General features: G+C 56.7%; 21 protein-coding genes. 11 read left to right on the top strand and 10 right to left on the bottom strand.

The genetic code is table 11. The annotated features are described in order from the left end of the window. Positions 1 to 34: 34 nt before the first annotated feature. On the bottom strand, positions 35 to 343 hold the full coding sequence (locus ACR6A7_RS04455) for a hypothetical protein (RefSeq protein ID WP_434123609.1): 309 nt from the start codon (positions 341 to 343) through the stop codon (positions 35 to 37). Between the two features lie 111 nt (positions 344 to 454). On the opposite strand from ACR6A7_RS04455, the gene ACR6A7_RS04450 reads away from it, so the two are divergent. Next, positions 455 to 736 (top strand): VF530 family protein, encoded by a 282-nt coding sequence (locus ACR6A7_RS04450; RefSeq protein WP_434123607.1) that lies wholly within the window; start codon positions 455 to 457, stop codon positions 734 to 736. Positions 737 to 1,101: 365 nt separating this feature from the next. Then, positions 1,102 to 1,371 carry a hypothetical protein gene (locus ACR6A7_RS04445; RefSeq protein ID WP_434123606.1) on the top strand — a complete coding sequence of 90 codons (270 nt, stop codon included), beginning with the start codon at positions 1,102 to 1,104 and terminating at the stop codon, positions 1,369 to 1,371. Between the two features lie 235 nt (positions 1,372 to 1,606). Here the strand turns inward: ACR6A7_RS04445 and ACR6A7_RS04440 are convergent, their stop codons facing one another. The 5 genes from ACR6A7_RS04440 to pdxR form a co-directional block, all read right to left on the bottom strand. Continuing rightward, positions 1,607 to 2,278, bottom strand: coding sequence for a hypothetical protein (locus ACR6A7_RS04440; RefSeq protein ID WP_434123605.1), 672 nt, complete (start codon positions 2,276 to 2,278; stop codon positions 1,607 to 1,609). A gap of 52 nt (positions 2,279 to 2,330) precedes the next feature. Beyond that, positions 2,331 to 2,636, bottom strand: coding sequence for a hypothetical protein (locus tag ACR6A7_RS04435; RefSeq protein ID WP_434123604.1), 306 nt, complete (start codon positions 2,634 to 2,636; stop codon positions 2,331 to 2,333). Positions 2,637 to 3,248: 612 nt separating this feature from the next. Continuing rightward, positions 3,249 to 3,698, bottom strand: a complete 450-nt coding sequence (locus ACR6A7_RS04430; RefSeq protein WP_434123603.1) for a YciI family protein — start codon at positions 3,696 to 3,698, stop codon at positions 3,249 to 3,251. A 49-nt stretch (positions 3,699 to 3,747) separates the two neighbouring features. Continuing rightward, positions 3,748 to 5,199 (bottom strand): flagellin N-terminal helical domain-containing protein, encoded by a 1,452-nt coding sequence (locus tag ACR6A7_RS04425; RefSeq protein WP_434123602.1) that lies wholly within the window; start codon positions 5,197 to 5,199, stop codon positions 3,748 to 3,750. Between the two features lie 190 nt (positions 5,200 to 5,389). Then, the gene (gene pdxR / locus ACR6A7_RS04420) at positions 5,390 to 6,877 is read right to left on the bottom strand and encodes a MocR-like pyridoxine biosynthesis transcription factor PdxR (RefSeq protein WP_434123600.1); all 1,488 of its coding nucleotides are present in this window, start codon (positions 6,875 to 6,877) and stop codon (positions 5,390 to 5,392) included. Positions 6,878 to 7,054: 177 nt separating this feature from the next. On the opposite strand from pdxR, the gene gabP reads away from it, so the two are divergent. Beyond that, complete coding sequence (gene gabP / locus ACR6A7_RS04415) at positions 7,055 to 8,470, top strand: GABA permease (RefSeq protein ID WP_434123599.1); 1,416 nt, start codon at positions 7,055 to 7,057, stop codon at positions 8,468 to 8,470. Positions 8,471 to 8,541: 71 nt separating this feature from the next. Here gabP and ACR6A7_RS04410 read toward each other — a convergent pair whose 3' ends face one another. Together ACR6A7_RS04410 and ACR6A7_RS04405 are read right to left on the bottom strand one after the other, a co-directional pair. Continuing rightward, positions 8,542 to 9,429 (bottom strand): siderophore-interacting protein, encoded by an 888-nt coding sequence (locus ACR6A7_RS04410; protein ID WP_434123598.1) that lies wholly within the window; start codon positions 9,427 to 9,429, stop codon positions 8,542 to 8,544. 15 nt (positions 9,430 to 9,444) lie between these two features. Further along, the gene (locus ACR6A7_RS04405; protein ID WP_434123805.1) at positions 9,445 to 10,623 is read right to left on the bottom strand and encodes an MFS transporter; all 1,179 of its coding nucleotides are present in this window, start codon (positions 10,621 to 10,623) and stop codon (positions 9,445 to 9,447) included. A 164-nt stretch (positions 10,624 to 10,787) separates the two neighbouring features. Here ACR6A7_RS04405 and ACR6A7_RS04400 point away from each other — a divergent pair, with 164 nt between their 5' ends. The 7 genes from ACR6A7_RS04400 (at position 10,788) to ACR6A7_RS04370 (ending at position 20,893) form a co-directional block, all read left to right on the top strand. Continuing rightward, the gene (locus ACR6A7_RS04400; protein WP_434123597.1) at positions 10,788 to 12,530 is read left to right on the top strand and encodes an IucA/IucC family protein; all 1,743 of its coding nucleotides are present in this window, start codon (positions 10,788 to 10,790) and stop codon (positions 12,528 to 12,530) included. Further along, positions 12,530 to 13,477 (top strand): GNAT family N-acetyltransferase, encoded by a 948-nt coding sequence (locus tag ACR6A7_RS04395; protein ID WP_434123596.1) that lies wholly within the window; start codon positions 12,530 to 12,532, stop codon positions 13,475 to 13,477. Before ACR6A7_RS04400 ends, ACR6A7_RS04395 begins: the two co-directional genes overlap by 1 nt. Then, positions 13,474 to 15,201: an aerobactin synthase IucC gene (iucC, locus tag ACR6A7_RS04390; RefSeq protein WP_434123595.1), complete on the top strand. Its 1,728-nt coding sequence runs from the start codon at positions 13,474 to 13,476 to the stop codon at positions 15,199 to 15,201. Before ACR6A7_RS04395 ends, iucC begins: the two co-directional genes overlap by 4 nt. Continuing rightward, positions 15,198 to 16,523 carry a lysine N(6)-hydroxylase/L-ornithine N(5)-oxygenase family protein gene (locus ACR6A7_RS04385; protein ID WP_434123593.1) on the top strand — a complete coding sequence of 442 codons (1,326 nt, stop codon included), beginning with the start codon at positions 15,198 to 15,200 and terminating at the stop codon, positions 16,521 to 16,523. The genes iucC and ACR6A7_RS04385 overlap by 4 nt, the downstream gene beginning before the upstream one ends. 25 nt (positions 16,524 to 16,548) lie before the next feature. Then, a complete protein-coding gene (locus tag ACR6A7_RS04380) occupies positions 16,549 to 18,738 on the top strand; it encodes a TonB-dependent siderophore receptor (protein WP_434123592.1) in 2,190 nt (729 codons plus the stop codon). A gap of 179 nt (positions 18,739 to 18,917) precedes the next feature. Continuing rightward, complete coding sequence (locus tag ACR6A7_RS04375) at positions 18,918 to 19,214, top strand: hypothetical protein (RefSeq protein WP_434123591.1); 297 nt, start codon at positions 18,918 to 18,920, stop codon at positions 19,212 to 19,214. Positions 19,215 to 19,837: 623 nt separating this feature from the next. After that, positions 19,838 to 20,893, top strand: coding sequence for an acyltransferase family protein (locus tag ACR6A7_RS04370; protein ID WP_434123590.1), 1,056 nt, complete (start codon positions 19,838 to 19,840; stop codon positions 20,891 to 20,893). A gap of 147 nt (positions 20,894 to 21,040) precedes the next feature. Here ACR6A7_RS04370 and fetB read toward each other — a convergent pair whose 3' ends face one another. After that, positions 21,041 to 21,820, bottom strand: a complete 780-nt coding sequence (gene fetB, locus ACR6A7_RS04365) for an iron efflux ABC transporter permease subunit FetB (protein ID WP_434123589.1) — start codon at positions 21,818 to 21,820, stop codon at positions 21,041 to 21,043. After that, positions 21,807 to 22,475 carry an iron efflux ABC transporter ATP-binding subunit FetA gene (gene fetA / locus ACR6A7_RS04360; protein ID WP_434123588.1) on the bottom strand — a complete coding sequence of 223 codons (669 nt, stop codon included), beginning with the start codon at positions 22,473 to 22,475 and terminating at the stop codon, positions 21,807 to 21,809. Before fetA ends, fetB begins: the two co-directional genes overlap by 14 nt. A gap of 177 nt (positions 22,476 to 22,652) precedes the next feature. Here fetA and ACR6A7_RS04355 point away from each other — a divergent pair, with 177 nt between their 5' ends. Further along, on the top strand, positions 22,653 to 22,973 hold the full coding sequence (locus tag ACR6A7_RS04355; protein ID WP_434123587.1) for a hypothetical protein: 321 nt from the start codon (positions 22,653 to 22,655) through the stop codon (positions 22,971 to 22,973). The last annotated feature ends 264 nt before the right edge of the window (positions 22,974 to 23,237 follow it).

The following is a 23,237-nucleotide window of genomic DNA, read 5'->3' as shown; positions in this document are numbered from 1 at the left end:
TGGCCGACGCCAGCCGATCATCCGTTAATTAATGTTAGCGACGGCCTTTAATTACCGAGGCTTTCCAGCTGAAATCGGGAACTTCGCTCTCTTTCATCGCTTCAGGTTTCTTTCTGCGCGTCGGCGTCTTTTTGGCTTTTTCAGCCTGCGCTTTTTGTTTCGCCAGTTTCACGCTCATAATCTGCTGCCGGGCTTCGGCGGTAAACTCTTTCTCTTTTTTGACGTCCGGCTCTTTGCCGGTACGCTGGCGATACTTTTCCATCAATCCTTTTATAACGCCCTCTACCGCCAGCCGCTCATCCGGGTTGAACTGGTCGATGGAAATCATCTTTTTATCGTTCATAGCGTCGCGTCCTGAGTGAATTCACAGCGGTGAGTGTACGCTGAATAGTGATTGATTGCTGCTGCTTCGGCTTTCTTGTACCCTTCCCGCTCCCTGACAGAAGGAGTTTATATGACCGATCATCGCACAAAAGACCCGCTGCACGGCGTCACGCTTGAAATGCAGGTGAATGCATTAGTGACGCGCTTTGGCTGGCTGGAACTGAGTAAACGGATCGCTATCAACTGCTTCAAAAACGATCCGAGCGTTAAGTCGAGTTTGAAATTTTTGCGTCGTACGCCCTGGGCGCGCGCCGAAGTGGAAGCCCTCTATCTCGATTCGCTGAATGAACCGGCTGTTGAAGCCAGCGCCGAGCCAGCATTTAATCCCTGGACGGCCGGTCAGAATAAGTAATCTGGGCCGGGCAAAAACGGGTTTACCACCTATGAGAAAGGCTCATTCAGCCTGGAGCAGCAGATCCAGTTGGCCGACGCCCTGGTAACTGCCCACCATCCCGGCGCGCGCTGTGGTCACCAATAACAGCGCCCTACGCATTCAAAAGCTGAATGAATCGCGCGGCTTGAAGTGCGGTACTTTACCGCACGCCGGACAACGCGAAGTGAATCCGGGCTGGGAAGAGGTGCTTAGCTGGCTGCTCATACCGTCAGGTAAGAAACACATTGCCCTTGCGCGCCCCAGCGGCTGCCGCCCGCACGCTCAGTCTGGTTCTTGTTGTGCACGCATATGGGCCGCGCTTTCATTTTCTCCCGGACATTGCGATGCTGAGCATTGTTCGCGGAATTATCCGGCTGATGACGCTGGATAACCCAACGCAGGGCTCTGCGCTTGAATTCGACGCTCTTTCCGTTCGGTTAAAGGCTGCGTCAGAACGCCGGATTGATTGGATGCATCCCAACACGCTGACGAACGCGAAAATCGAGCAGATGAAGGGCTGCTATTCCTTCGTGGTCGTGGATCAGGCACATCGGTGCGCTAATGAGCTGCTGGAGGCGCTGAGAGAGACGATTTACCCTCAGCGGCGGCTTTGATAGCCCATGTCCCGATGTGCGCACGGGGGGCGTTTAAGCGCGCTGTGACAACTGGCCTTTATACTGATGACAATCGACGCCTGCCGTTTGGGTAAGTTTTTTACCCTGGAAGCTAAAAAGGCCCGCGAGCAGAGCGGCGAGGATTCGGAGCTTTACCGTTCGACGGTTACTGGCGGAATTTCTACAGGCGTAAAAAAGTCCCCTTACTGGTTTTTTTTCCAGACCAGAATAATACTTATTTGGGCAATGGTTTTTCATCGTCCGTATTAACACCCGTATCGACTAACGTTGCTGGCAAAGTAAGATCTACGAGATGTTTTAGAGATTCGTTAGCTGCTTTGCGGGGTTCATCTGCACAGACAATAACTATCCCACCAATGATCATTGCTACAAATACGACACCAAGCGCGCCCGAAATACTCCCGCCAATCCATTTAAAAGCATTTATTACAAATTTTTTAATGCCTTGGGGCTGATTTTGCTGTTGGGTCCATTTAGCAATATGTTCTGCCCATTCTTGACGAGCAATCTTTGAGGCATCTTGCAAGTCGGCATTCAACTGGGTTATCTGAGCTATATAGGTTGAAGCCTGCATCTTAAAATCCTGCTCATGCTGCTGCTTCGCATCTTGCCTTGCAACAGCATTAGCGGCATCGATTAGGGCTTTGATAACCGATTCGCCAGAATCGCGAAACTGCTTAAGCCGGATAGGATCACTTACAAGCTCGTCATGCCAGCCCTTTAATTTTGCTTCAACAATCGCTTCTGTGGCTCCAGGCTCAGATGCAAAAAAAACGGCCCTTTCACTTTTATGAGATTTATATAAGGCGTAAGCCATTAACTGAGCCGGATCTTCACTATCCTTTACAATCTCAGTAAAAGCATATTTTCTGGGATGGCCGTTCATAGCATTTCCATATACAAAAGCCCCAAAGAGGGGCTCCATTGTTCAGACTGAATTATAAGGTGGCGGCTTTTAGCGCCCGCTTAATAACGTCTAACCCAGCGGCATAACTTAAACCACTTTCGCTTTTGGCTTCGTCGATACCTACCTGAGGTTTCAGTTCCATAAGTTCGACAGTAACATCCGCTGAGCCATCGGATTTCACGTCAATCCTGACATCATGGCCTTGGGCCATCATTTCTATCGCCCGCATATTAAGAGCTGAAAGGATGTGTTTATCGTTAATACTCGCTACTGTCAAGCGTGCCTTCGCGACCATTTCTTCTGGGTTGAAACCTGGGAATTTGATTAAATCTGGCATTTGATCCCCCTTAACTTTCTATCAGTTTACCACGCTGTACAGCTTTTACTCAAAAGTCTTTTGCCGCCTCAGATCCCCCCATTCCACCAAATGCAATTTTCCCTCAACTGGCCGCCTAGACCTACTATTTGGAACGACTATGCCTATCCTTCCAGAAAGTAACCTGCTGCCGGGCTTCAGCGCCCGTAGCCCAGAAGAACCCCCCTTGAACCGCTCCCGCCATGTCGGTGCGGTCCTCCTCAGCGGCCTGACGCCCGATTTCGTAGCTGCAGATCTGCTTGCTGCGGCAGCTATCAACACGCCCTCTACACGGGCACAGTTGTGCTTGTTGCGGGCGGTTGCAATGTCTATGCGTGTCAATTTCATTAACGCCTCTGGCGCTGGCGCAACGCGGGCCGAAGCAATGACGGCTCTGTATCGCCTGGCGACACACAGAAATTAGCATGTACTGGCCATTTCCCCTGAGCGGCGGATGCTCAATGTCGCCGAAGCGCTGATGCGACACAGCTTTCACCAGCTGCTTTGACAGGCAACAGGGCTGAGGTTTATACGCAACTGTTTCGCGCTGTCATTGCTTACGGGAGAGTAAAAAAGTCAAACATGCCTGAGCCTTTACCCAACAGACGATCGGGAAGCGGCGTCAGAAAGCATGTCAATAAATGCCAGACTCCAGGCGTGGATCTCTACGGAAGCCCTTAATCCGTGCACCCAAAAAGGATCTTCAGCAAAAAGATCAAAGGCATCCTCTTCAGTAGCGGCTTCAACAACCCATAAAGCGCCAATGGGCCGATCGCTATGCTTTTCACGTAAAGATCCGGCGAGCCTGATAACGTCTCTTTTGCTTTTCAGCCATGCAATATGCGCGTCGAAATAGCGCTCTCTGACGCTTAACTGTGCTGAACTATCGGTAAATCGAATGGCGAATAGCATGGTTTGCCCTTTTTCCAGCGCCTTGAAACAGATCGGGATAAGTGCTTCACACTCTACTAAAGATTCACCCGCTACAGGCGCTTTATCTCGGTGGCCGCTAGTGAAAATAAGAAAGAAACCATCCCTGGTCATACAGAGGAGAAAAAAACCGGCGTGAGGGGGGAGAAAAAGCAGGAGAACCTTAGCTGCGCAGCAGCGCCAGCACCATGTCCGACGTCTGATTGGCGATTTTCATGACCGCATTTTGACCCTGTTGCAGGATCTGCGCCTGCGCCAGGCGGCTCGCTTCCTGCGCGTAGTCGGCATCCTGAATGCGGCTGCTCGCCGACTGTGTATCAATGCTCTGCTGCGCCAGCACCGTTCTGTTCGATTCATAGCGGTTAATCTTCGCGCCGTAGTAGGAGCGATAAGCGCTCACTTTCTCCAGCGCCGCATCCAGCGCTTTGCTGGTAACGGAAATATCACTGCTGGTTAACAGCGTCGTATTCTTCAGCCCCAGCGTTTTCAGGTCAGCGGGCGTCGGCTTCAGGGTATCGAACTGCATCTGCTGACCAAAATCGGCGCTGGTCACGACGTCAAAATGCTGGCTCTTAATGGGCGGTACTGCGGGTTGCGTCACCGGCTCCGGCAGATCGCCCCAGGTAAGCTGGCTGGTAAAAGAGCCGTTGCCCACCACGACCACAATCAGATCTTCCGTCACCTTATCCAGGCTGATGCGCTCCAGCGGATTGCTCTTGATGGTGCCATTGTTATAGTCGCCGGTTGCGGTGTCCTCATAACGATCGCCATCGCCGCTGTAGCTAATGTTCATGCCGTTATAGCTCATCGAGGCGCTGCCGCTCAGCGACCAGCTCGCCCCGCCCTGAAGCAGCTGGGAATCGTCATAGGTGGCGCCGCTGTCAAAACCGTTGGCGCTGGTCAGCAGTGACGTTGTCGCGGTAGCGTTATCGATGATCCCTTTGCTCACCCAGGTAAAGTCTGGATCGCTGCCGTTGATCGGGGTGCCGACCAGATGCTTGCCGTCGCGCGTAAACAGCTGCAGGTCGTCATCCTGCGCCAGCGAGTCGATGCTGATAGTAATGTTGGTCGCGCCTGCCGGAATATAAGCGAGCGGTATCACGCCGGAGGTAAACGAATAGCTCTGATTCGCCACCGGGAACTTATTTTTGATCGGCTGCACGTTGCCCAACAGCGCAGGCGGCAGCTCCGGATCGTCTGTTGCCAGCGGGTACTGACCAAATATCTCCGTCTGCTGAGAAATGTCGGTGATGCTTGCCAGAATCTGCTGATACTCATTGTTGACGCTGGCGCGGTCGGCGTCCGAGAGGGTACCGTTCGCCGCCTGGATCGCCAGGCTTTTGGCGCGAATAAGTTTGTCGCTAACGGTGCTGAGGCTGCTTTCAGCGGTCTGCGCCAGGCTGATGGCATCGTTCAGGCCGCGCGAAACCACGCTATCCGCCTTAGCGGTCGCCGTCATCCGGTTACTTATCGCCTGTCCCGCCGCATCATCTTTTGCGCTGTTGATACGCGAGCCTGATGAGAGTTGTTCTATAACCTGCTCCAGCGCTGACGAGCTGTTATTCATCGATTTACTCGTCAGCGCGGCAAATTTGTTATGGTTTATTGTTAACATAGCCGCTACATACCTCATGGAACCTGTATGATTTATCGGCATGGCGAAAGGTGGCTTTAGCCACTTACCCAGCAGCGACGCTGCTTTGCGGCCCGTTTGCCTTTAAGTGGCTGATTGGAAATTGATTTAAGTTGCAAAAAAATTACAGATTTATGGGCAGAGAATAGGCTGGTTGTGACCGCTGGATACTCTATTGCGCGTTGACCTCAATGCCCGCCGCGATCAAACAGCCTTTGAGGACGCCAAACGCATCCTGACACTGCCGCTCATTAACGCAGGCGTAGCCGAGCAGCAGGCCGCGTGCGCGCTGCGGATGCATATAGTACTGCGAGAGCGGCCGCACCTTTACGCCGCGCTTGAGCGCCTCTGCGCTAATCGCAACGTCATCACAACCCTCTGGCAGCCGCAGCACCAGATGCAGCCCTGCCTCATGATTGACCGGCGGCAAAAAATCTGGCCCCAGATAGCGCTCGATCAGCCTGCATAAAAACTGACGCCGCTGACCATAAAGCAGGCGCATGCGACGGATATGATCCATATAGTGCCCCTGGCGGATGAACTCTGCCAGCGCACGCTGGATTAAGAGATGGCCACCGCGATAGAGCTCGGTCGCCGCGGTGCGCATCGGCTCCGCCAGCATCTTCGGCACCACCATGTAGCCAATGCGCAGCGCCGGATAGAGCGTTTTGCTGAAGGTGCCCATATAGATGACCGGCGCATCCTCTTCCAGCCCCTGTAGCGACGGCCAGGGGCTGCCTGAAAAGCGAAACTCGCTGTCGTAGTCATCTTCGATAATCCAGCTGCCGTGACGTCGCGCCAGCGCCAGCAACGCCTTACGCCGCGCCAGACTCAGGTGCGCGCCCAGCGGATATTGATGTGACGGCGTCACGAATACCATGCGAGGCGGCGCGCCGGACGCGGGCACAATGCCTTGATCATCGACCGGGATGGCGCGAATTTTCATGCCGTTTTTACGCAGCAGGTTGCGCGTGCCCCAGTATCCTGGCTCCTCCATCCACACCAGATCCCCCGGATCGCCCAGCACGCAGCTTACCAGGTCCACCGCCTGATGCACCCCTTCGGTGATCAGGATTTGATCGGCATCCGCCTTCACCGAGCGCGCCACGCGCAGATACTCCACCAGCGCATGCCGCAGATCGGGACAGCCGCCGCCGCTGCTGTAGATCAGCCGGTGAACGTCGGGATCGCGATTGAGCCGCGCCTGGATCTGGCTAAACAGCTTATGCGGGAATTCGGTCACATCAGGCGCGCCGGGCACGAAGGCGCCCCACTGATAGGGCGAGGCGGTGGCATGCCCCAAGAGCGTTGCGCCACGTTTTGACAGGGTGGCCGGCAGCGGCGCGGCTGTCGGCTGAAGCAGCGCGATCGCCTGGCTTTGCAGACAGATCTCCGGCAGCGTCTCCACCACCCGGGTGCCGCTGCCGGTGCGTGCCGTCACGTAGCCCTGCGCCATCAAACTTTCATAAACATGCAGTACCGTATTTCGCGATACGCCCAGCTCGCGCGCCATGTCGCGCGTAGGCGGCAACCGCCCGCCGCGAGGAAAAACCCCTTCAATAATAGCGGCCTGTATGCAGGCCAGCAGTCGCTGCTGTAGCGAACCGCTCTGCAAAACCTGCAGTCGCTCTAACAGGTGATCGGCATATAACAGCTGCAATTGGCTCCATCCCACTCTCTGAAATTGGCTCTGGCAACTTACCTCTTCGCACGCATTAATAAAAGCGTTTGTCGGGAAATGTAAATAAAACGTTTCAGCTTCCCGGCTCGCTAGCGCGAGTCTGGCCCCCTGCTTGTCCCGGGCACCCAAGCCCGGCGCCGTTCTGGAGAGGTATTGATGACGAGAATGCAGAGTGCGAATGAAGGTGCACTGGCACAAAATCTTAAGCCGCGCCATGTGCGCATGTTGTCCATTGCTGGCGTGATTGGCGCAGGCCTGTTTGTAGGATCTGGCCACGCTATCGCCGAGGCGGGCCCGGCGGTGCTTATCGCCTATGCCGCCGCTGGCGCGCTGGTGGTGCTGATTATGCGTATGCTGGCGGAGATGGCGGTGTCGCTGCCCGATTCCGGCTCTTTCTCGACCTATGCTGACAAGGCGCTCGGCCGCTGGGCCGGGTTTACCATCGGCTGGCTCTACTGGTGGTTCTGGGTGCTGGTGATCCCGCTGGAGGCGAATGCGGCTGGCACCATCCTGCACGCCTGGTTTCCGCAAATCGCCATCTGGCAGTTTACGCTCGCCATTACGCTGGTGTTGACCCTGACCAATTTGCTGAGCGTGAAAAACTACGGCGAGTTTGAGTTCTGGTTTGCCCTGCTCAAGGTTGCGGCGATTGTCGCGTTCCTGTGCGCCGCCGGGCTGGCCGTATTGGGCTATCTGCCCAACAGCGGCGCCAGCGGCCTCCAGCATCTTTATGATACCCAGGGCTTTATGCCCAACGGCATCGGCAAGGTGATGGCGGCGATTCTGACCACCATGTTTTCATTTATGGGCACCGAAATTATCACCATCGCTGCCGCCGAATCGAAGAACCCCGGCAAACAGATTACCCAGGCCACCAATTCGGTTATCTGGCGTATCGCGCTGTTCTATCTGCTGTCGATATTCTTCGTGGTCGCTCTGGTGCCCTGGAATTCACCGTCGCTGGTTGAGCATGGATCTTATCAGACGGTGCTGCAGGCCATGAATATTCCGCACGCCAGGCTGATCGTCGACGTCGTGGTGCTGATCGCGGTCTGCAGCTGCCTTAACTCGGCGCTCTATACCTCTTCGCGCATGCTCTACTCCCTGTCGCGGCGACAAGATGCGCCTGCAGCGGCATCCCGCACCACGCGCAGCGGTACGCCATGGGTGGCGGTGCTGCTCTCAACGGCGGCGGCGTTTGTCGCAGTGGTGGCTAACTATCTGGCGCCCAGCAGGGTGTTTGAATTCCTGCTGGCGAGCTCAGGCGCCATCGCGCTGCTGGTCTACCTGGTGATTGCCTTCTCTCATCTGGTGCTGCGCAAAAAGCGCGAAAAGGCGGGTGAAACGCTGAGTTACCGCATGTGGCTGTTCCCCGGCCTGACCTGGCTGACCATTCTGTTTATCGTCACCGTGCTGGTTTGCATGCTGTTCAACCCGCAGCATCAGAATGAGCTGCTGGCGACCGGCGGCCTGACGCTGGTAATTATCATCGCCAGCCTGCTGCTGCCGCGCAGAGCGCGGCAGCAGCAAACAGCGCGCTTCTACCCCGTGCGCTCCTCTGAAAACGGCTGACTGGCCAGGCTGGGGCGCGCCGTACGCAGGGCGGCGCGCTTCAGCCCCTTTTCCCACGCTAAATGAAGCCGTTAACCTTTGCTCCAGTAGGCCATAAAACTCAGGTTGTCGCTCGCCAGCTGCCGCTCCTCCAGCAGATAGCGCCGGATATGCCTGACGGCTGAAGACTCCGCCGCGATCCAGCCATAAAAACGATTCGCCTTGCGCGCCGCGCCGCGCCATAACATCGGCTGCTCAACCTCACGGCAGGCATGCGGTGAAGGGCTGAGCGCAAAGCCAGGCACGACGAGGTTCGCCTTAAGCGCCTGCAGCAGCGCTGCGCCGTGGGCTGACCGGGTTTGGTCCCGCGGGAGCCAGAAAACGTGTGCAAAGGCGTAGTCACGCCAGTCGATGCAGTCCTCCGTCCGCGGCACCTCCTGAAAAATCTGCAGCGCGGGCGGCGACGCCATTTGTGCCACCTGCTCAAGGATCCCTTTGACCGCCGGCAGCGCCGTCTCGTCGGCGACCACCAGACCGCGCTCTACCTCGGGATGAGGCTGCCATTCATATCCGCCGCTGTCGTCGACGTGCTGCCGGTTGGGCGCAACCATCTGCAGAGCGTCGCCCGGCGCGGCGCCGATAACCCAGGCCGAAGCGGGCCCCTCTGTACCATGAATGACAAACTCCACCTCAACCCGGCGCTCGGCAACGTCAACCGCGCGCAGCGTGTAGGTGCGCGGTATCGGCCTTTGCGCTGGCGGTAAGGTTTTCAGCTGCTCGCGCCACGGAAGATGCGCGGATAACGAGGCGGGAACGCCCTGTATCGACGGAAAGAGAAGCTTTATGCGTTGATCGGGCCCGTCGCGCTTCATCATCCCGACCTCTTCGCCCGTAAAGAGGCAGCTCACCAGCGACGGAGAGAGCCATCTTTTGCGCAGCAGGGTGAGAGTGAATAAGCGGTAAGCGGGAATGGCGTCCATATGTTTTCCTGACGTTCAGCGCGCGCTTTCCGCGCTTGCTGTGAATTGCAGCCGACAGGCCAGCATGAAAAATATCGCTGCTGCGATCCATGCGCCCGCCAGCACGTAGTGCTGTCCCCACTGCCACGTGATGAGGGGGATCAGCAAGGCGCTCAGGCCGTAGCCAAGGGTATGGCTGGTGGCGATCAGGCCCGCCCCTTTGCCCATTGAGAGTTTTTGATTCAGCATCAGCTGATAGGCGGGCGTCGCCATCGCGGCGCCAAAAGAGGTAACGGCGATGCCCACATAAAGCGCAATAAGGTTGCCGACGACCATGATACCCAGCCCTGCGCTCATCAACACCGCCGCGCTAAACAGCAGCGGCTGAACCTGCAGCCGCTGCGGCCTGACCACCAGAAACTGCGCCAGCAGAGTGGCGATGGCGGCCAGGCTTAGCAGCCAGGCGATATGGCGACTGACGGCCCCCGGGGCGCTCATGGTATCGCGCAGCACGGGCGCCAGCCCGATCTGCATCAGGCTGATGCTGAGGGCGAGCAGCGCCGCCAGCGCCAGAAGCGGCAGCAAACTGCTCTGCCAGCGCGCCGCCTGATGCGCAACCTGCGCCAGCGGCGGATCGCCATACTCGCGGCCGATCAGCATCAGGGCGAAGAGCGGCGCGGCGGCCATCAGCCACAGCGGCGCCATCGGATAAAGGCTGAGAGCGCCCGCCGCCAGAGGCGGCCCCAGCAACCTCCCGCAGCTTAGCCCGGAGCTGATCGCCGCCAGCGCCGCCATGCGCCGCTCGGCGCCCGCGCGCTGCATCGCCCAGGTCTGCGCGGCGGGCACCATACCCGAGACGGTCAGACCGTAAACCATCCGCGACAGAATCAGCGCGGCAAGCCCGACCGGCATGCCGATTTGTTTTCCCGCCATCAGCCAGACCGCCAGCGCCAGCATGCCGAAGCTGGCCAGATAGCCTGACAGCGATGCCACCACGACAAATTTACAGCCCTTCACCTCGGAGACGCGTCCCCACCAGGGCGAAGCGGGCAGAAACAACATCGAACCAAACATCAGTAAACCGGCCCAGGTGGAGAGCGTCAGGCCGGTCATCTCTACCAGCTGCGGCAGCACAACCAGTAAGCCGTTCTGACCAATCCCCAGCAGCCCGGCGCAAAAAGCCAGCGGCCAGCTTGATTTTCCCGGCCCGGTCATGCGCGCCTGCTCTGTAATAACTGACACATAAATGTAAAGACACCGTTAAAAACAGGGATATAGAGTTCAAGAGATGTATGCAAATATTGCAAAAATGATTGCCTTTGTAAATTAAATAATTATCATAACGATAATCATTATCAGTTAAGAAGTGAGATTATCTTATGGATGGCTTCTCTCAAACGGCTGGCGTGGACGTGGCGGCGCAGTGCTTTCTCAATGCGCTGTTTCGCGAAACGCGCGACTGGAAATACGTTGCCGATGCCGCGCCAGGTCAGAGGCAACATATTGACCTGCCCCTTTCGTCATCGCAGACGATCCGCCTGCCGCTGCGCTACTTCTCTCCTACCCAGCACCATCACTATCAGTTTCCTGCACGGCTCATCAGCCCCGATTCGCTCGAGGGAGAAGCCATCAGCTTTGCCACCCTGGTCTCGCTGATTCTGGCCAAACCGGCCATTCGCGCGGAGCTCGATTGCGACGTCATCGAACGCTTCCGGCAGCGCGTGGGCGAAAGCCATGCCCATACCTGGCAGGCGATCAATTTGCGTCATCGCTGGTCAGAGCTTCGCAAAAAAGCGCTTTCGTTTGCTGAGGCCGAACAGGCGCTGCTGGTGGGCCATGCGTTTCACCCCGCGCCGAAGTCGCATGAGCCCTTCAACGAAGCAGAAGCGCGCCGCTATCTGCCTGACTTCGCCTCCGACTTCCCGCTGCACTGGCTCTCTGTCGATAGCGACGCGGTGGCGGGCGAAAGCCTCGGCCTGTCGTTGCGCGCCCGTCTGCTGCGCATTGCCGCGCAGAGCGCGCCCGCGCTGCTGAGCCACTTTACCGACCGGCGCTGGCTGATCCCGATGCATCCGTGGCAGGCCCGCCACCTGCTGTCGCAGGCGTGGTGCCAGCAGCTGGTCGCCAGCGGCGCGCTGACGGACTTAGGCGAGTGCGGCAGCGCCTGGCTGCCCACCAGCTCTTCGCGTTCGCTCTACTCGCCTGCCAGCAGCGATATGATCAAGTTCTCGCTCAGCGTGCGGCTGACCAATTCGGTGCGCACCCTGTCGGTGAAAGAGGTCAAGCGCGGCATGCGCCTCGCGCGCCTCGCCCAGACGCCGCGCTGGCAGTCGTTGCAGATGGACTATCCCACTATGCGCGTGATGCAGGAGGATGGCTGGGCCGGGCTGCGCGCCGCGGATGGCGCGATCCAGGAAGAGAGCCTGATGGCGTTTCGCGTCAACAGCCTTTTCGCTACCCCGGCCGCCCAGACCAACGTGCTGGTCAGTCTGACGCAGGCCGCGCCAGACGGCGGCGACAGCCTGCTGGCGGCGGCGGTCAGAAGGCTGAGCCTCCGGCTCGGGCTGACGCTGGCCCAGGCGGCGCAGTGCTGGCTGGACGCCTACTGCGATCGCGTACTGCTGCCGCTGTTCGGCACTGAGGCCAATTACGGCCTGGTGCTGCTGGCGCATCAGCAAAACATCCTGGTGGAGATGCAGCAGGATCTGCCGGTCGGCCTGCTCTACCGCGACTGCCAGGGCAGCGGCTTCACGGAGAACGCGGCTGACTGGCTGGCGCAGATTGAGGAAGCGGATGCGGAAAACCGCTTTAGCCGCGAGCAGGTGCTGCGCTACTTCCCCTACTACCTGCTGGTCAACTCCACGCTGGCGGTTACCGCCGCGCTGGGCGCCGCAGGCTTTGAGACCGAAGCGCGCCTGATAGCGCAGGTGCGCGACCGGCTGACGGTGTTGCGCAGTCGCGTCAGCGATACCCGCAGCCTCGATTACGTGCTCGACAGCCAGTACTGGAACTGTAAAGGCAATTTCCACTGCTATCTCCACGACCATAACGAAAATACCATCGCCGATCCGGCGGTGATCTACTTCGATTTCCAGAATCCGTTCTACAGGGAGAAGCCGTGATGCCAAACGCGCATATCGTACATGGCGACAGCGGTTTCCGCTGCGCGCTGACCGGCCAGGCGTTGCCGCTCATGCTTGGGCTGGACAACAGCGCCTCGCTGCAGTTTGTGGCGGCGATACCGGACGGCTGGCTTGCCGAGGCGATCGATCAGCTGCTGGTGGCCGCGCCGCACCTGAGCGGCGTACATCTGCCCTGGGCGCAGTGGCAGCATGAGCCGCAGGCGCAGGCGCTGTTCGCGGCGGTCAACGGCGACTATATTTCCCGCGAAACCTTCTGGCAGTTGCCGCTGTGGCAGCGCGGCGAACGGCCGACGGCCAGCGGCAAGATGCAGTTCAATGACGAGCGCCAGCTCTTTTACCCCGTGCGTCCCGCCAGGCCGGAAGGCGAAATTTATCGGCGCTACGATCCACAGGTCAAGCGGACGCTCAGCTTTCGCGTCGCCGACGTGGCGGAGGACGCCGCGCGCTTTACGCGCTGGATGAACGCCCCCCGCGTCAACGCCTTCTGGGAAATGGCGGCGCCGCAGCCGGAGCTGGAGAGCTACCTGCGCAAGCAGCTCGACTCCGCGTACTGCTGCCCGGTCATTGGCTGTTTCGACGACCAGCCGTTCGGCTATTTCGAAATTTACTGGGCGGCGGAAGATCGCATCGGCCGTCACTACCGCTGGCAGCCTTACGATCGCGGGCTGCATATGCTGGTGGGTGAAGAGGCGTGGCGCGGCGCGCACTTTATTCGCAGCTGGCTGCGCGGGCTGACGCACTACCTGTTTCTCGACGAGCCGCGCACGCAGCGCATCGTCGCTGAACCGCGCTACGATAATCAGCGTCTGTTCCGCCATCTGCCGGTTGCTGGCTATCACACCCTCAAGGAGTTTGATTTTCCCCACAAGCGCTCTCGCCTGGTAATGAGCGAGCGCCACCGCTTCTTTACGGAGGTGGGGTTATGATGTGGGCGCGCGTCAACCGCGAGATGATCGCCAAAATCCTCGCTGAGCTGGAGTATGAGCAGGCGCTGCGCGCCGTAGAGCGTTCAGCAGGCCGCTGGGAAATCACCGTGGGCACAGCGCGCTGGGCGTTTGCCGCCCGCCGCGGCATCTGGGGCTGGCTGCACATCGACCCCGCCTCTCTCAGCGGCGGGCCGATGGAGGCGGACGCGCTGCTGCGCCAGCTGGCCGTGACGCTGGAGATGAGCGATGCCCAGACGGCTGAGCATCTGGAAGATCTCTACGCCACGCTGCGCGGCGATCTGCAGCTGCTGGAAGCGCGCCAGTCGCTGAGCGCCGACGATCTGATCGCGCTCGATGCGGATGAGCTACAGTGCCTGCTCAGCGGACATCCCAAGTTCATCTTCAATAAAGGGCGTCGCGGCTGGGGGCTGGATGCGCTGCGCGCCTATGCGCCGGAGTACCGCAATCGGTTTCAGCTGCACTGGGTGGCGGTGCGCCGGGATAAGCTGGTCTGGAGCCATGAGGAGACCTGCGACATCGCTACCCTGCTCGCCAGCGCCATGGATGACGCCGAGCTGACGCGCTTTCACCAGCGCTGGCAGTCGGCCGGGCTCGACGACCGCTGGCTGCCGCTGCCCGTTCATCCCTGGCAGTGGCAGCAAAAAATCGCAATTCACTTTCTGCCGCAGCTGGCGCGCGGCGAGATAGTCGAGCTGGGCGCCTTCGGCGACCGCTATCTGGCGCAGCAGTCGCTGCGCACCCTGACCAATGTCAGCCGCGCGGCGCGGTTTGATATCAAACTGCCGCTGACCATCTATAACACCTCCTGCTATCGCGGCATTCCCGGCAGGTATATCGCTGCCGGGCCGCTCGCCTCCGGCTGGTTAGCGCGACAGTTCGCGCAGGATGAGACGCTGCGCGCCACCGGCGCCCGGATTCTGGCGGAGCCGGCCGCAGGCTACCTGTCTCACGAAGGCTACGCCGCGCTGCCGCAGGCGCCCTATCGCTATCAGGAGATGCTCGGCGTGATCTGGCGCGAAAGCCCCGGCTGCTACTTGCAGGCAGGCGAACAGGCGGTGCTGATGGCCGCGCTGATGGAAACCGATAACGCCGGGCGCCCGCTGATTGACGCCTGGATTAAGGCGTCGGGACTGGATGCGGCAAGCTGGCTGAGTCGGATGTTTGAGGTGGTGGTGATCCCCTTCTATCACCTGATGTGCCGCTACGGCGTGGCGCTTATCGCGCACGGTCAGAACGTCACGCTGGTGATGAAAGAGCATATTCCGCAGCGCATTCTGCTGAAGGATTTTCAGGGCGATATGCGCCTTGTGGATCGCGATTTCCCGGAGGCGGCGTCGCTGCCTGCCGCGGTGAAAGAGGTCACCGCGCGCCTGGGCGCCGACTACCTTATTCACGATCTGCAGACAGGCCACTTTGTTACCGTGCTGCGTTTTATCTCCCGCCTGACGCTGCAGTCGGGCATTGATGAAGGCCAGTTTTACCGCCTTCTCGCCAGCGTGCTGCAGCGCTATATGGCGCAACACCCGGCGATGGCCGATCGCTTTGCCCTGTTCGATCTTTTCCGGCCTCAGATCATTCGCGTCGTGCTTAATCCGGTCAAGCTGAGGTTCGCCGAGCATGACGGCGGCAGCCGCATGCTGCCCAACTACCTTACCGATCTCGATAACCCTCTCTATCTGGTGACCCAGGAGTCTGCAAAATGAAGCCTTATGATTTCATTGGCATAGGCATCGGCCCGTTTAACCTCAGCGTCGCCGCGCTGGCGGAAGGACTGGACGGTTTCAGCTCGCTGTTTCTTGAGCGCAAACCCGATTTCGCCTGGCATCCGGGCATGATGGTGCCGGACTGCGCGATGCAAACCAGCTTCCTTAAGGATCTGGTGAGCGCGGTAGAGCCGACTAACCGCTATAGCTTTGTGAACTACCTGGTGCAGCAGAAGAAATTCTACCGTTTTCTCACCACCGAGCAGCGCACCGTTTCCCGCGAGGAGTTTTCCGACTATCTGGCCTGGGTGGCGAAGCGTTTGAGCAATCTGGCATTTAACCAGCCTGTCACCCGCGTGAGCTTTGACGACGCGACGCGCCTCTTCACGGTCGACACCGCGCACGACGCTTTCCAGGCGCGCCATGTCTGTCTCGGCATCGGCAAGCAGGCCAGGCTGCCGACGTGCGTCACCGAGCAGAACGATCGCTGCTTTCACGCCAGCGAAATGATGCTGCGTCGGCCTGACCTGCACAACAAGCGCGTCACCATCGTCGGTGGTGGCCAGAGCGGCGCCGATCTGTTTCTCAATATCTTCCGCGGCGAGTGGGGCCAGCCCGCCGCCCTGAACTGGGTGTCGCGCAGGAACAACTACAACGCGCTGGATGAAGCCGCCTTCGCCAACGAGTACTTTACGCCGGAATATCTGGAAAGCTTCTCAACGCTGGACGAAAGCGCGCGCCAGCAGATGCTGAACGAGCAGAAGATGACCTCGGACGGCATCACCAGCGAGTCGCTTCTCGCCATCTATCGGGCGATGTACCACCGCTTTGAGGTGCTGCGCGAGCAGCCCTGGGCGCGTCTGATGCCGTCGCGCTCGGTGATCGCGCTCGATCGGACGCCGGACGCGCAGCAGCTGAGGCTGCGTCACCATCTCGATCGCGGCGAAGAGCAGCTGACGACCGACGTGGTGATTTTCGCTACCGGCTACCGCTCGGCGCAGCCCGCTTTTCTGGCGCCTGTCGCGCATCGCCTGCAGCTCGACCGCGACGAAAATTTCCAGATCAACACCGACTTCACCCTTAACTGGGACGGCCCGGAAAGCAACAGCCTGTTTGCCGTCAATGCCGGGATGCAGCGCCTGGGCATTGCAGAACCCCAGCTCAGCCTGATGGCCTGGCGCGCCGCCCGCATTCTTAACCGCGCGCACCCGGCGGAGCCGTTTGAGCTGAGTACCACCCCTGGCGTGATCCAGTGGCGCACGCAGCAGCCGGAAAATCACGATCGGGATCCTCAACACACCGTTAATTCCGTTCAGTTTTGAACACGTCACTGGAAAAAAATAAAAAATGAAACAGCCGTATCTGTGGGTTTTAAATCCTTGTTTACTTGCCATGCTCTCTTCCGGCGCCTGGGCTGAAGAGGTAAAGGAAGATCAGATGGTGGTCTCCGCCAGCCGCTCCCACCGCAGCGTGGCGGAGATGGCGCAAACCACCTGGATTATCGAGCGGCAAGAAATTGAGCAGCAGGTTCAGGGTGGCAAGGAGTTAAAAGAGGTGCTGGCGCAGCTTATTCCCGGCATGGACGTCAGCAGCCAGGGACGCACCAACTACGGTATGAACATGCGCGGTCGCTCGATGATGGTGATGGTGGACGGCGTTCGCCTTAACTCGTCACGCAGCGACAGCCGCCAGCTGGACGCAATCGATCCGTTTAACATCGAGCGTATCGAGGTGATTTCCGGCGCGACCTCGCTCTATGGCGGCGGCAGTACCGGCGGTTTAATCAATATCGTCACTAAAAAAGGCCAGCCGGGCACACAGGCGGAGCTGCAAACCGGCGTCAAAAGCGGATTTAACAGCCATAACGATCGCGATGAGAACGTGGCGGCGGCGGTGAGCGGCGGTGACGACAAGGCCTCGGGCCGTCTGTCGGTAGCTTATCAGCGCTACGGCGGCTGGTATGACGGCAAAGGCAACGAGGCGATTATCGACAATACCCAGACCGGGCTGCAGTACTCCGATCGTCTGGATGTGATGGGCACGGGCACGCTCAATATTGATGAGAACCAGCAGCTGCAGCTCACCACGCAGTACTTCAAGAGCGAATCGGACGGCAGGCACGGCCTCTACCTGGGCGAGAATTTCTCGGCGGTGACCGGCTCGGGCAGCGCCTATAACGCAGGCAACCTCGACTCTGACCGCCTGCCCGGCACCGAACGCCATCTGATCAATGTGCAGTACTCCAATACCGACTTTCTCGGCCAGGATCTGGTGGCGCAGGTCTACTATCGCGACGAGAGCCTGACCTTCTATCCTTTCCCTACCCTCACCCGCAACCGCGTCTCCAGCATCGGCGCCTCGCAGCAAAAGACCGATTTCTACGGCGGCAAGCTGACCCTCAACAGCCAGCCAGTTGACGCGCTGACGCTGACTTACGGCGTTGACGCCGACCATGAGACTTTTGACGCTAACCAGCAGTTTTTCGACCTGAATACCGCGGCGCAAAGCGGCGGCATGACGCTGAGAAACGCCTATAACGTCGGGCGCTATCCGGGCTATAGCATCACTAACCTTGCGCCGTTCCTGCAGTCGAGCTATGACATCGACGCCATTACGCTGAGCGGCGGCGTACGCTATCAGTACACGAAAAACAAGGTAGACGATTTTGTCGGCTACGCGCAGCAGCAGGCGATCGCCACCGGCCAGGCCAGCTCGGCGGATGCGGTGCCGGGCGGATCGACAGACTACAATAACCTGCTTTTCAATGCCGGCATTCTGGGTCGTCTGACCGAGCGCCAGCAGGTCTGGTTTAACTTCTCGCAGGGCTTTGAGATCCCCGATCTGGCCAAATATTACGGTTCCGGCACCTATCGCCTGGCGAACGGCCATTACAACCTCACCAACAGCGTTAACGTCAATGATTCGAAGCTCGATGGGATCAAAGTCGATTCTTATGAGCTCGGCTGGCGCTATACCGGCGATAACCTGCGTACCCAGCTGGCGGCTTACTATTCGCTGTCGGATAAAACCATCAGCATCAATAAAACCGATATGACAATTAACCTGGATGACGATAAGCGCCGCATTTACGGCGTGGAAGGCCAGGTTGATTACTTCTTTGACGACAGCGAATGGAGCACCGGTTCTAACTTCAACGTCATTAAATCTGAAACGCGCGTCGAGGGTAAATGGGAGAAGCTGACCATCGACAGCGCCAGCCCGTCAAAGGTCAGCGCCTGGCTGAACTGGGCGCCGGGCGACTGGAACCTGCGCGTGCAGAGCACGCAAACCTTTGACGTTTCCGATGCGGACGGCAAGAAAATCAACGGCTATAACACCGTTGACCTGCTGGGAAGCTATGCGCTGCCGGTCGGCAAACTCAGCTTTAGCGTCGAGAACCTGCTGGATAAGGATTACACCACGGTGTGGGGCCAGCGCGCGCCGGGGCTCTATAGCCCGACCTATGGCGATGCGGCTCTATATACCTATAAAGGGCGCGGACGCACCTTTGGGCTGAACTACTCGGTGCTGTTCTGATTGAGGTCAGGCATCTGCTCAGGCGGATGCCTGAAAGCGCTGTGACGCGGCGCGTGAGTTTTAGCCTGTTAAGCAGGCTACCGGCTTACGCGTTTCATCTGGTGCTGCGAACAAAAAAGTGGCAAACGGGAAGAATTAAAGTAAACTTAAATTTAAATCCCTTTTTAAGGATGGTTCCCATGCCAGTGTATGACATCTCAATAGAACTCCGCGGGAAAATAGACGCGGCTGGAGAGTACAGGCGTCTTCGTAACGCGATGAACAGCAATGGATTCCGACACAGCATTTCTGACGACAATAACAAAAGCTACTGGCTGCCCAGAGATGTCTTTACCTATCAAGGCGATATCTCAAAACAGGAGCTAATGGATGCCGTCTACAACCTGTTAACTGAGTTCGTGCCCGCGCCGGGTGTGATGGTGACCGAATCAGTGGGCCGCTGCTGGCGCGGCCTGAGAGAAATTGAGGATTTCTGAGCTTTGTCGGTACTGAATAACAGCTATTTTAAGATATCTTAAACTGAAGGGGTTCTTAGCCGTTTCAGGCGAATCCCTGCGCCAGACCAGACACAAGCGTCTGATCCCCGGTATGGAAATAGCGCAGTGCATTCAGGGCGCGGACTGCGTAGCCGCAGGCAAAGCAAGATGATAGCAAGCTGCGACATTATTTTGCGCTTTGCAGAATAAATGGGGGAATAAGCCAGAAATATTAACCGCTGCCAGCTTGCGCGCCTGTCCAGATAGTCGATTTATTTTCACATTAGTTTAACAAAGTAGTGTAAATAAAGACCATGGCAAGATGGTGAGGGTTAATAGTTGATAGCCAGAAAACAGCAGTTTAGCTGAGACATTAAAAAAACAGAGCAGTTAAAAATGGCCGGGCCAAGGCTATCATTCTTAAAACATAGCCGACTTATTATTACAGAAATAATATTACAGTCATGTTTTAGCATGGGCATATTATCGCCAGTGACACACAGAGGTGAAACCATTTCTATTTGTTCGCCAGGTTTCCAGGATAATTCTGGTTGAGTGTAAATTTGCGTCAGTGTTAATTTCACATTTACAATTTGCACTATTTTTCTTTATTAAGGGCACCTATGCACCCACGTATTACGCATCTTGACGGCATGCGCGGCTTAGCCATTCTAATGGTTATTGCTTATCATGCTTATGCACGATGGCCAGAACTCTTGCCTTACGTGGCGGACACGCAACACATTCCCCTGCTGGCATTTGGCTGGGTGGGCGTGCAGCTATTTTTTATGATCTCTGGCTTTGTCATATTTATGACGCTGGATAAATCGCGCAGCTATAACCATTTCCTGAAAAAACGCTGGCTGCGCCTGTTTCCGGCAATGCTGATTGCCAGTCTGCTGCTCTATATCGCTGGCGGTTTTTTTACCGAATCCTCAGTGATTACCACAGAGAGCAGGAATCTTATTCCCGGCCTGATATTTGTTAATCCAGAAACCCTGACGCAGTTTACCGGGGTTGAATTCAGCTCTATGGCGGGCTCATTCTGGTCATTATATGTCGAAGCGCTGTTTTATCTGATTATCGGCGCCGTTTATTTCACCTTTGGACGGAAATATTGCCTGCCAGCGCTGCTCGTGCCGATGTTATTACTTTCGGCATCATCGGTACTGAAATCACTGGGCCATCCCTTAATAATCGATGTGATTTCAAAATTCGGTTTTATCCATTACGCCTGGTTCATGGTAGGTTGTCTGGTGTATGAACGCTTACACGGACGCGATAAAGGTTATCACTATCTCCTGGTATTACTGGCGCTGCTGATTAACTTCAGTTACTACGTTAAGCATGACGGTGTTATTTCAGTGGTACCATTATTAATGGTGATGCTCTTTTTTATTGCCAGCTTTTATTCAAAACAGATGGAGCGCTGGCTTTCGGTGCGCTTTTTCACCGCCATCGGCTTTGTCAGTTACGCGCTCTATTTGATTCATGAAAACCTGATGATCGCCATGATGATTAAGCTGAACGGTTATATTAAGAGTGAGGCGGTGATGATAGCGCTGCCGGTGGTGGTGGTCGCCGCGCTCTATTATATCGCCTGGCTCATCAGCAAATATGCCGAGCCGGCGCTGCGGAATGCGTTGGGAAATGTCGTTGACAGACCTGTCAGGGCGTAACGTCATTCTTTTTGTGCGCTGGCTACGTATTGTATATCAGCATCTCAATAAAGCGACGCTGAACCGTTATAGACAACATGCAGCCAGCACTCAATCGACCCGTTCAGATCAGTAAGAATGTTAATGCGCAGGGGCAAATCAATCAGGCTAATCTCCCTGTTTATCGGACATTTTTAGCTGTGACCTGGCGTTGTAAAATCGTCGATAGGATAAGTAGACCGCGATGATGGTTGAGAGGCTGGCGGTCCCTATAAGCATAAATGTCACCATGATCTGATATTTAATCGCCTTTAGCGGGTCTATTCCCGCGAATATCAGCCCGGACATCATACCCGGCAAACTGACCAGCCCAACGGTTTTGGCCGCATCTACTGTCGGGATCATGGCTGTACGAATACTGTCGGCAATAATGCGGCCCGACGACATTTTTACCGACGCGCCAAGGCTCAGCATCTCCATTATTTTCTGGCGGTTGTCGCTGAAGCGCTGGTTCAGATTGCTGTAACACAGCCCTACCGCGACCATGGCGTTCCCCGCGATCATCCCTGAGATGGGAATGACCTGCATCGGCACAAAGGCTATCGCACCACTTAATACCAGAATAGTAAGCGTGATAGCGGTGCCGCTAAAAATAGCGGCAAAGGATATCGCAAAAACGTTAGCGATATTTCTACCGCGTTTACGGGCATTGATCGCGGCATTGAAGCAGATAAACAGCACCATCAGCACCGTCAGCCAGCTATTATTGACATCAAAAATTGACTTCAGCACAAAGCCGACGATAACCAGTTGAAAAATCGCCCGGCAAACGCTCCAGAGAATATCTTTGCCCATGCCGAGCTTTTCTTTCTGGCTGATAAGCAGCGCTATCATGACCAGAGAGAGCGACAGTATTAGCGAGGTATCACTGATATTATGCTGATTCACGCCTGTTCTCCTTTTTTGGCGGCTCAAGGTGAAGCACATGCTCAGCCTGCTGAATATCATTTACATCATGACTGATCCGCACCACGGCTACCTTCTCTTCGGCTGAGATCCGGTTAATCAATGAAAGCACCGCCAGCCTGTTCTCTTCATCGAGGGCGCTAGTGACTTCATCCAGTAACAGTAACTCAGGCATAAACTGCAGATTACGCAGCAGTCCGATACGCTGCTTTTCTCCGCCTGAAAGTTGTTCTACAGATTTATTCAGCATATCCGCAGAGAGATTGACGCTTTCCAGCCCAGCAACCATTTTATCCCGCTGGGGTTTTTGCCGGCGAATCTGCCATGGCAACGCAAGGTTTTCATATACCGTCTCACCAAACAGTTGCGGAGTCTGAAAGCAATAAGCCACTTGCTGACGATACGTCTCTGGCGTGAGTGTCGTGATATCACGGCTTTTGAAGAGGATATGTCCAGCCGTTGGGGTGACAAGCGAAGCAAGAATTTTCAAAAGTGTGCTTTTTCCGCTTCCAGAGGGGCCGGTCAGTAACAGGGAATCGCCCTGATGTAATTGCACAGATACGGGTTGCAGTAGCTGACGTTCACCAACGGAAAAAGCCACGTTTTGCACATCAAGCAGGGGCAAAACATTGTTCATAGTTACCATTCAAGTTTTTATAAAACGGGAAAGAGGTGTGTTGTGGCTGCAGCACACCCATTGAGTCTGCTTTTCGCTTTTGCATGTGTCTGCTCTGTGCCACGAGCGATAATAGCTTACCTCAGGCGAAGCTTTGCATAACAGTCACGCTAACAATCAACGTCCTGGTGCAATAAGTTGCAGACAGATTTGCGTTTTCCGCTGGTGACTGGTCAGCGATACCAGGCGCAGTGGGAAGATATCGATTCTGATAAGAAAGTTACGGCTTCAGCATTAAGTTGCAACGTCACGTGCGAGGGAGACGCAGATAAAATTTCACCTCAGTTTAGCGGCAAATATCTGTTAGTTGAGTGTCATGAAACTAACGAAGGTCAAGCGGGAAGCCATGACAAACTCGCCTGGCTGCAAGACCTTAATATTTTCGTTCCGGTCGCTATGCAGGTAGGTGATAAACCTGAAAGTCCCGTGACGCTAAAAGATGTTAGCGTGACGCATTGATATACAAGCAGGCTCACTGCTTTAACCGGTGAGTCTGTTGCTAATTAGCCGACTAAAGCCGCCTCTCGACTTCTCTTTTATACGGCAAACTGGCATCACGCGCCCCTGTTTAGTCTGATTTTTACAGGTTATAAGCCTGGCCGCTGTACGAGCGGACCGGTTAAACGCAGGCGTTGCGCTTTCTGCCGACAATCGCCCTTCGCAGCCGCTGAAAATTCAGTATCATGACCCATCCGCCGCCTATTGAAATGAGTGCCCAGCTGT

Origin of the sequence: Pantoea phyllosphaerae, from assembly GCF_051025595.1 — a bacterium.
Taxonomy (GTDB): domain Bacteria; phylum Pseudomonadota; class Gammaproteobacteria; order Enterobacterales; family Enterobacteriaceae; genus Pantoea.
Note: the sequence above shows the minus strand (reverse complement) of the source record. Positions and strands in the feature narration are given on the sequence as shown.

Bases quoted from the DNA above. Each gene is read 5' to 3' on its own strand.
- ACR6A7_RS04380 (WP_434123592.1), top strand. From the start codon at position 16,549: ATGAAACAGCCGTATCTGTGGGTTTTAAATCCTTGTTTACTTGCCATG.
- ACR6A7_RS04395 (WP_434123596.1), top strand. From the start codon at position 12,530: ATGCCAAACGCGCATATCGTACATGGCGACAGCGGTTTCCGCTGCGCG.
- ACR6A7_RS04430 (WP_434123603.1), bottom strand. From the start codon at position 3,698: ATGACCAGGGATGGTTTCTTTCTTATTTTCACTAGCGGCCACCGAGAT.
- ACR6A7_RS04425 (WP_434123602.1), bottom strand. From the start codon at position 5,199: ATGTTAACAATAAACCATAACAAATTTGCCGCGCTGACGAGTAAATCG.
- ACR6A7_RS04445 (WP_434123606.1), top strand. From the start codon at position 1,102: ATGCTGAGCATTGTTCGCGGAATTATCCGGCTGATGACGCTGGATAAC.
- gabP (WP_434123599.1), top strand. From the start codon at position 7,055: ATGACGAGAATGCAGAGTGCGAATGAAGGTGCACTGGCACAAAATCTT.
- ACR6A7_RS04450 (WP_434123607.1), top strand. From the start codon at position 455: ATGACCGATCATCGCACAAAAGACCCGCTGCACGGCGTCACGCTTGAA.
- ACR6A7_RS04375 (WP_434123591.1), top strand. From the start codon at position 18,918: ATGCCAGTGTATGACATCTCAATAGAACTCCGCGGGAAAATAGACGCG.
- iucC (WP_434123595.1), top strand. From the start codon at position 13,474: ATGATGTGGGCGCGCGTCAACCGCGAGATGATCGCCAAAATCCTCGCT.
- ACR6A7_RS04400 (WP_434123597.1), top strand. From the start codon at position 10,788: ATGGATGGCTTCTCTCAAACGGCTGGCGTGGACGTGGCGGCGCAGTGC.
- ACR6A7_RS04410 (WP_434123598.1), bottom strand. From the start codon at position 9,429: ATGGACGCCATTCCCGCTTACCGCTTATTCACTCTCACCCTGCTGCGC.
- ACR6A7_RS04455 (WP_434123609.1), bottom strand. From the start codon at position 343: ATGAACGATAAAAAGATGATTTCCATCGACCAGTTCAACCCGGATGAG.
- ACR6A7_RS04405 (WP_434123805.1), bottom strand. From the start codon at position 10,623: ATGACCGGGCCGGGAAAATCAAGCTGGCCGCTGGCTTTTTGCGCCGGG.
- fetA (WP_434123588.1), bottom strand. From the start codon at position 22,475: ATGAACAATGTTTTGCCCCTGCTTGATGTGCAAAACGTGGCTTTTTCC.
- ACR6A7_RS04385 (WP_434123593.1), top strand. From the start codon at position 15,198: ATGAAGCCTTATGATTTCATTGGCATAGGCATCGGCCCGTTTAACCTC.
- ACR6A7_RS04370 (WP_434123590.1), top strand. From the start codon at position 19,838: ATGCACCCACGTATTACGCATCTTGACGGCATGCGCGGCTTAGCCATT.
- ACR6A7_RS04435 (WP_434123604.1), bottom strand. From the start codon at position 2,636: ATGCCAGATTTAATCAAATTCCCAGGTTTCAACCCAGAAGAAATGGTC.
- ACR6A7_RS04440 (WP_434123605.1), bottom strand. From the start codon at position 2,278: ATGAACGGCCATCCCAGAAAATATGCTTTTACTGAGATTGTAAAGGAT.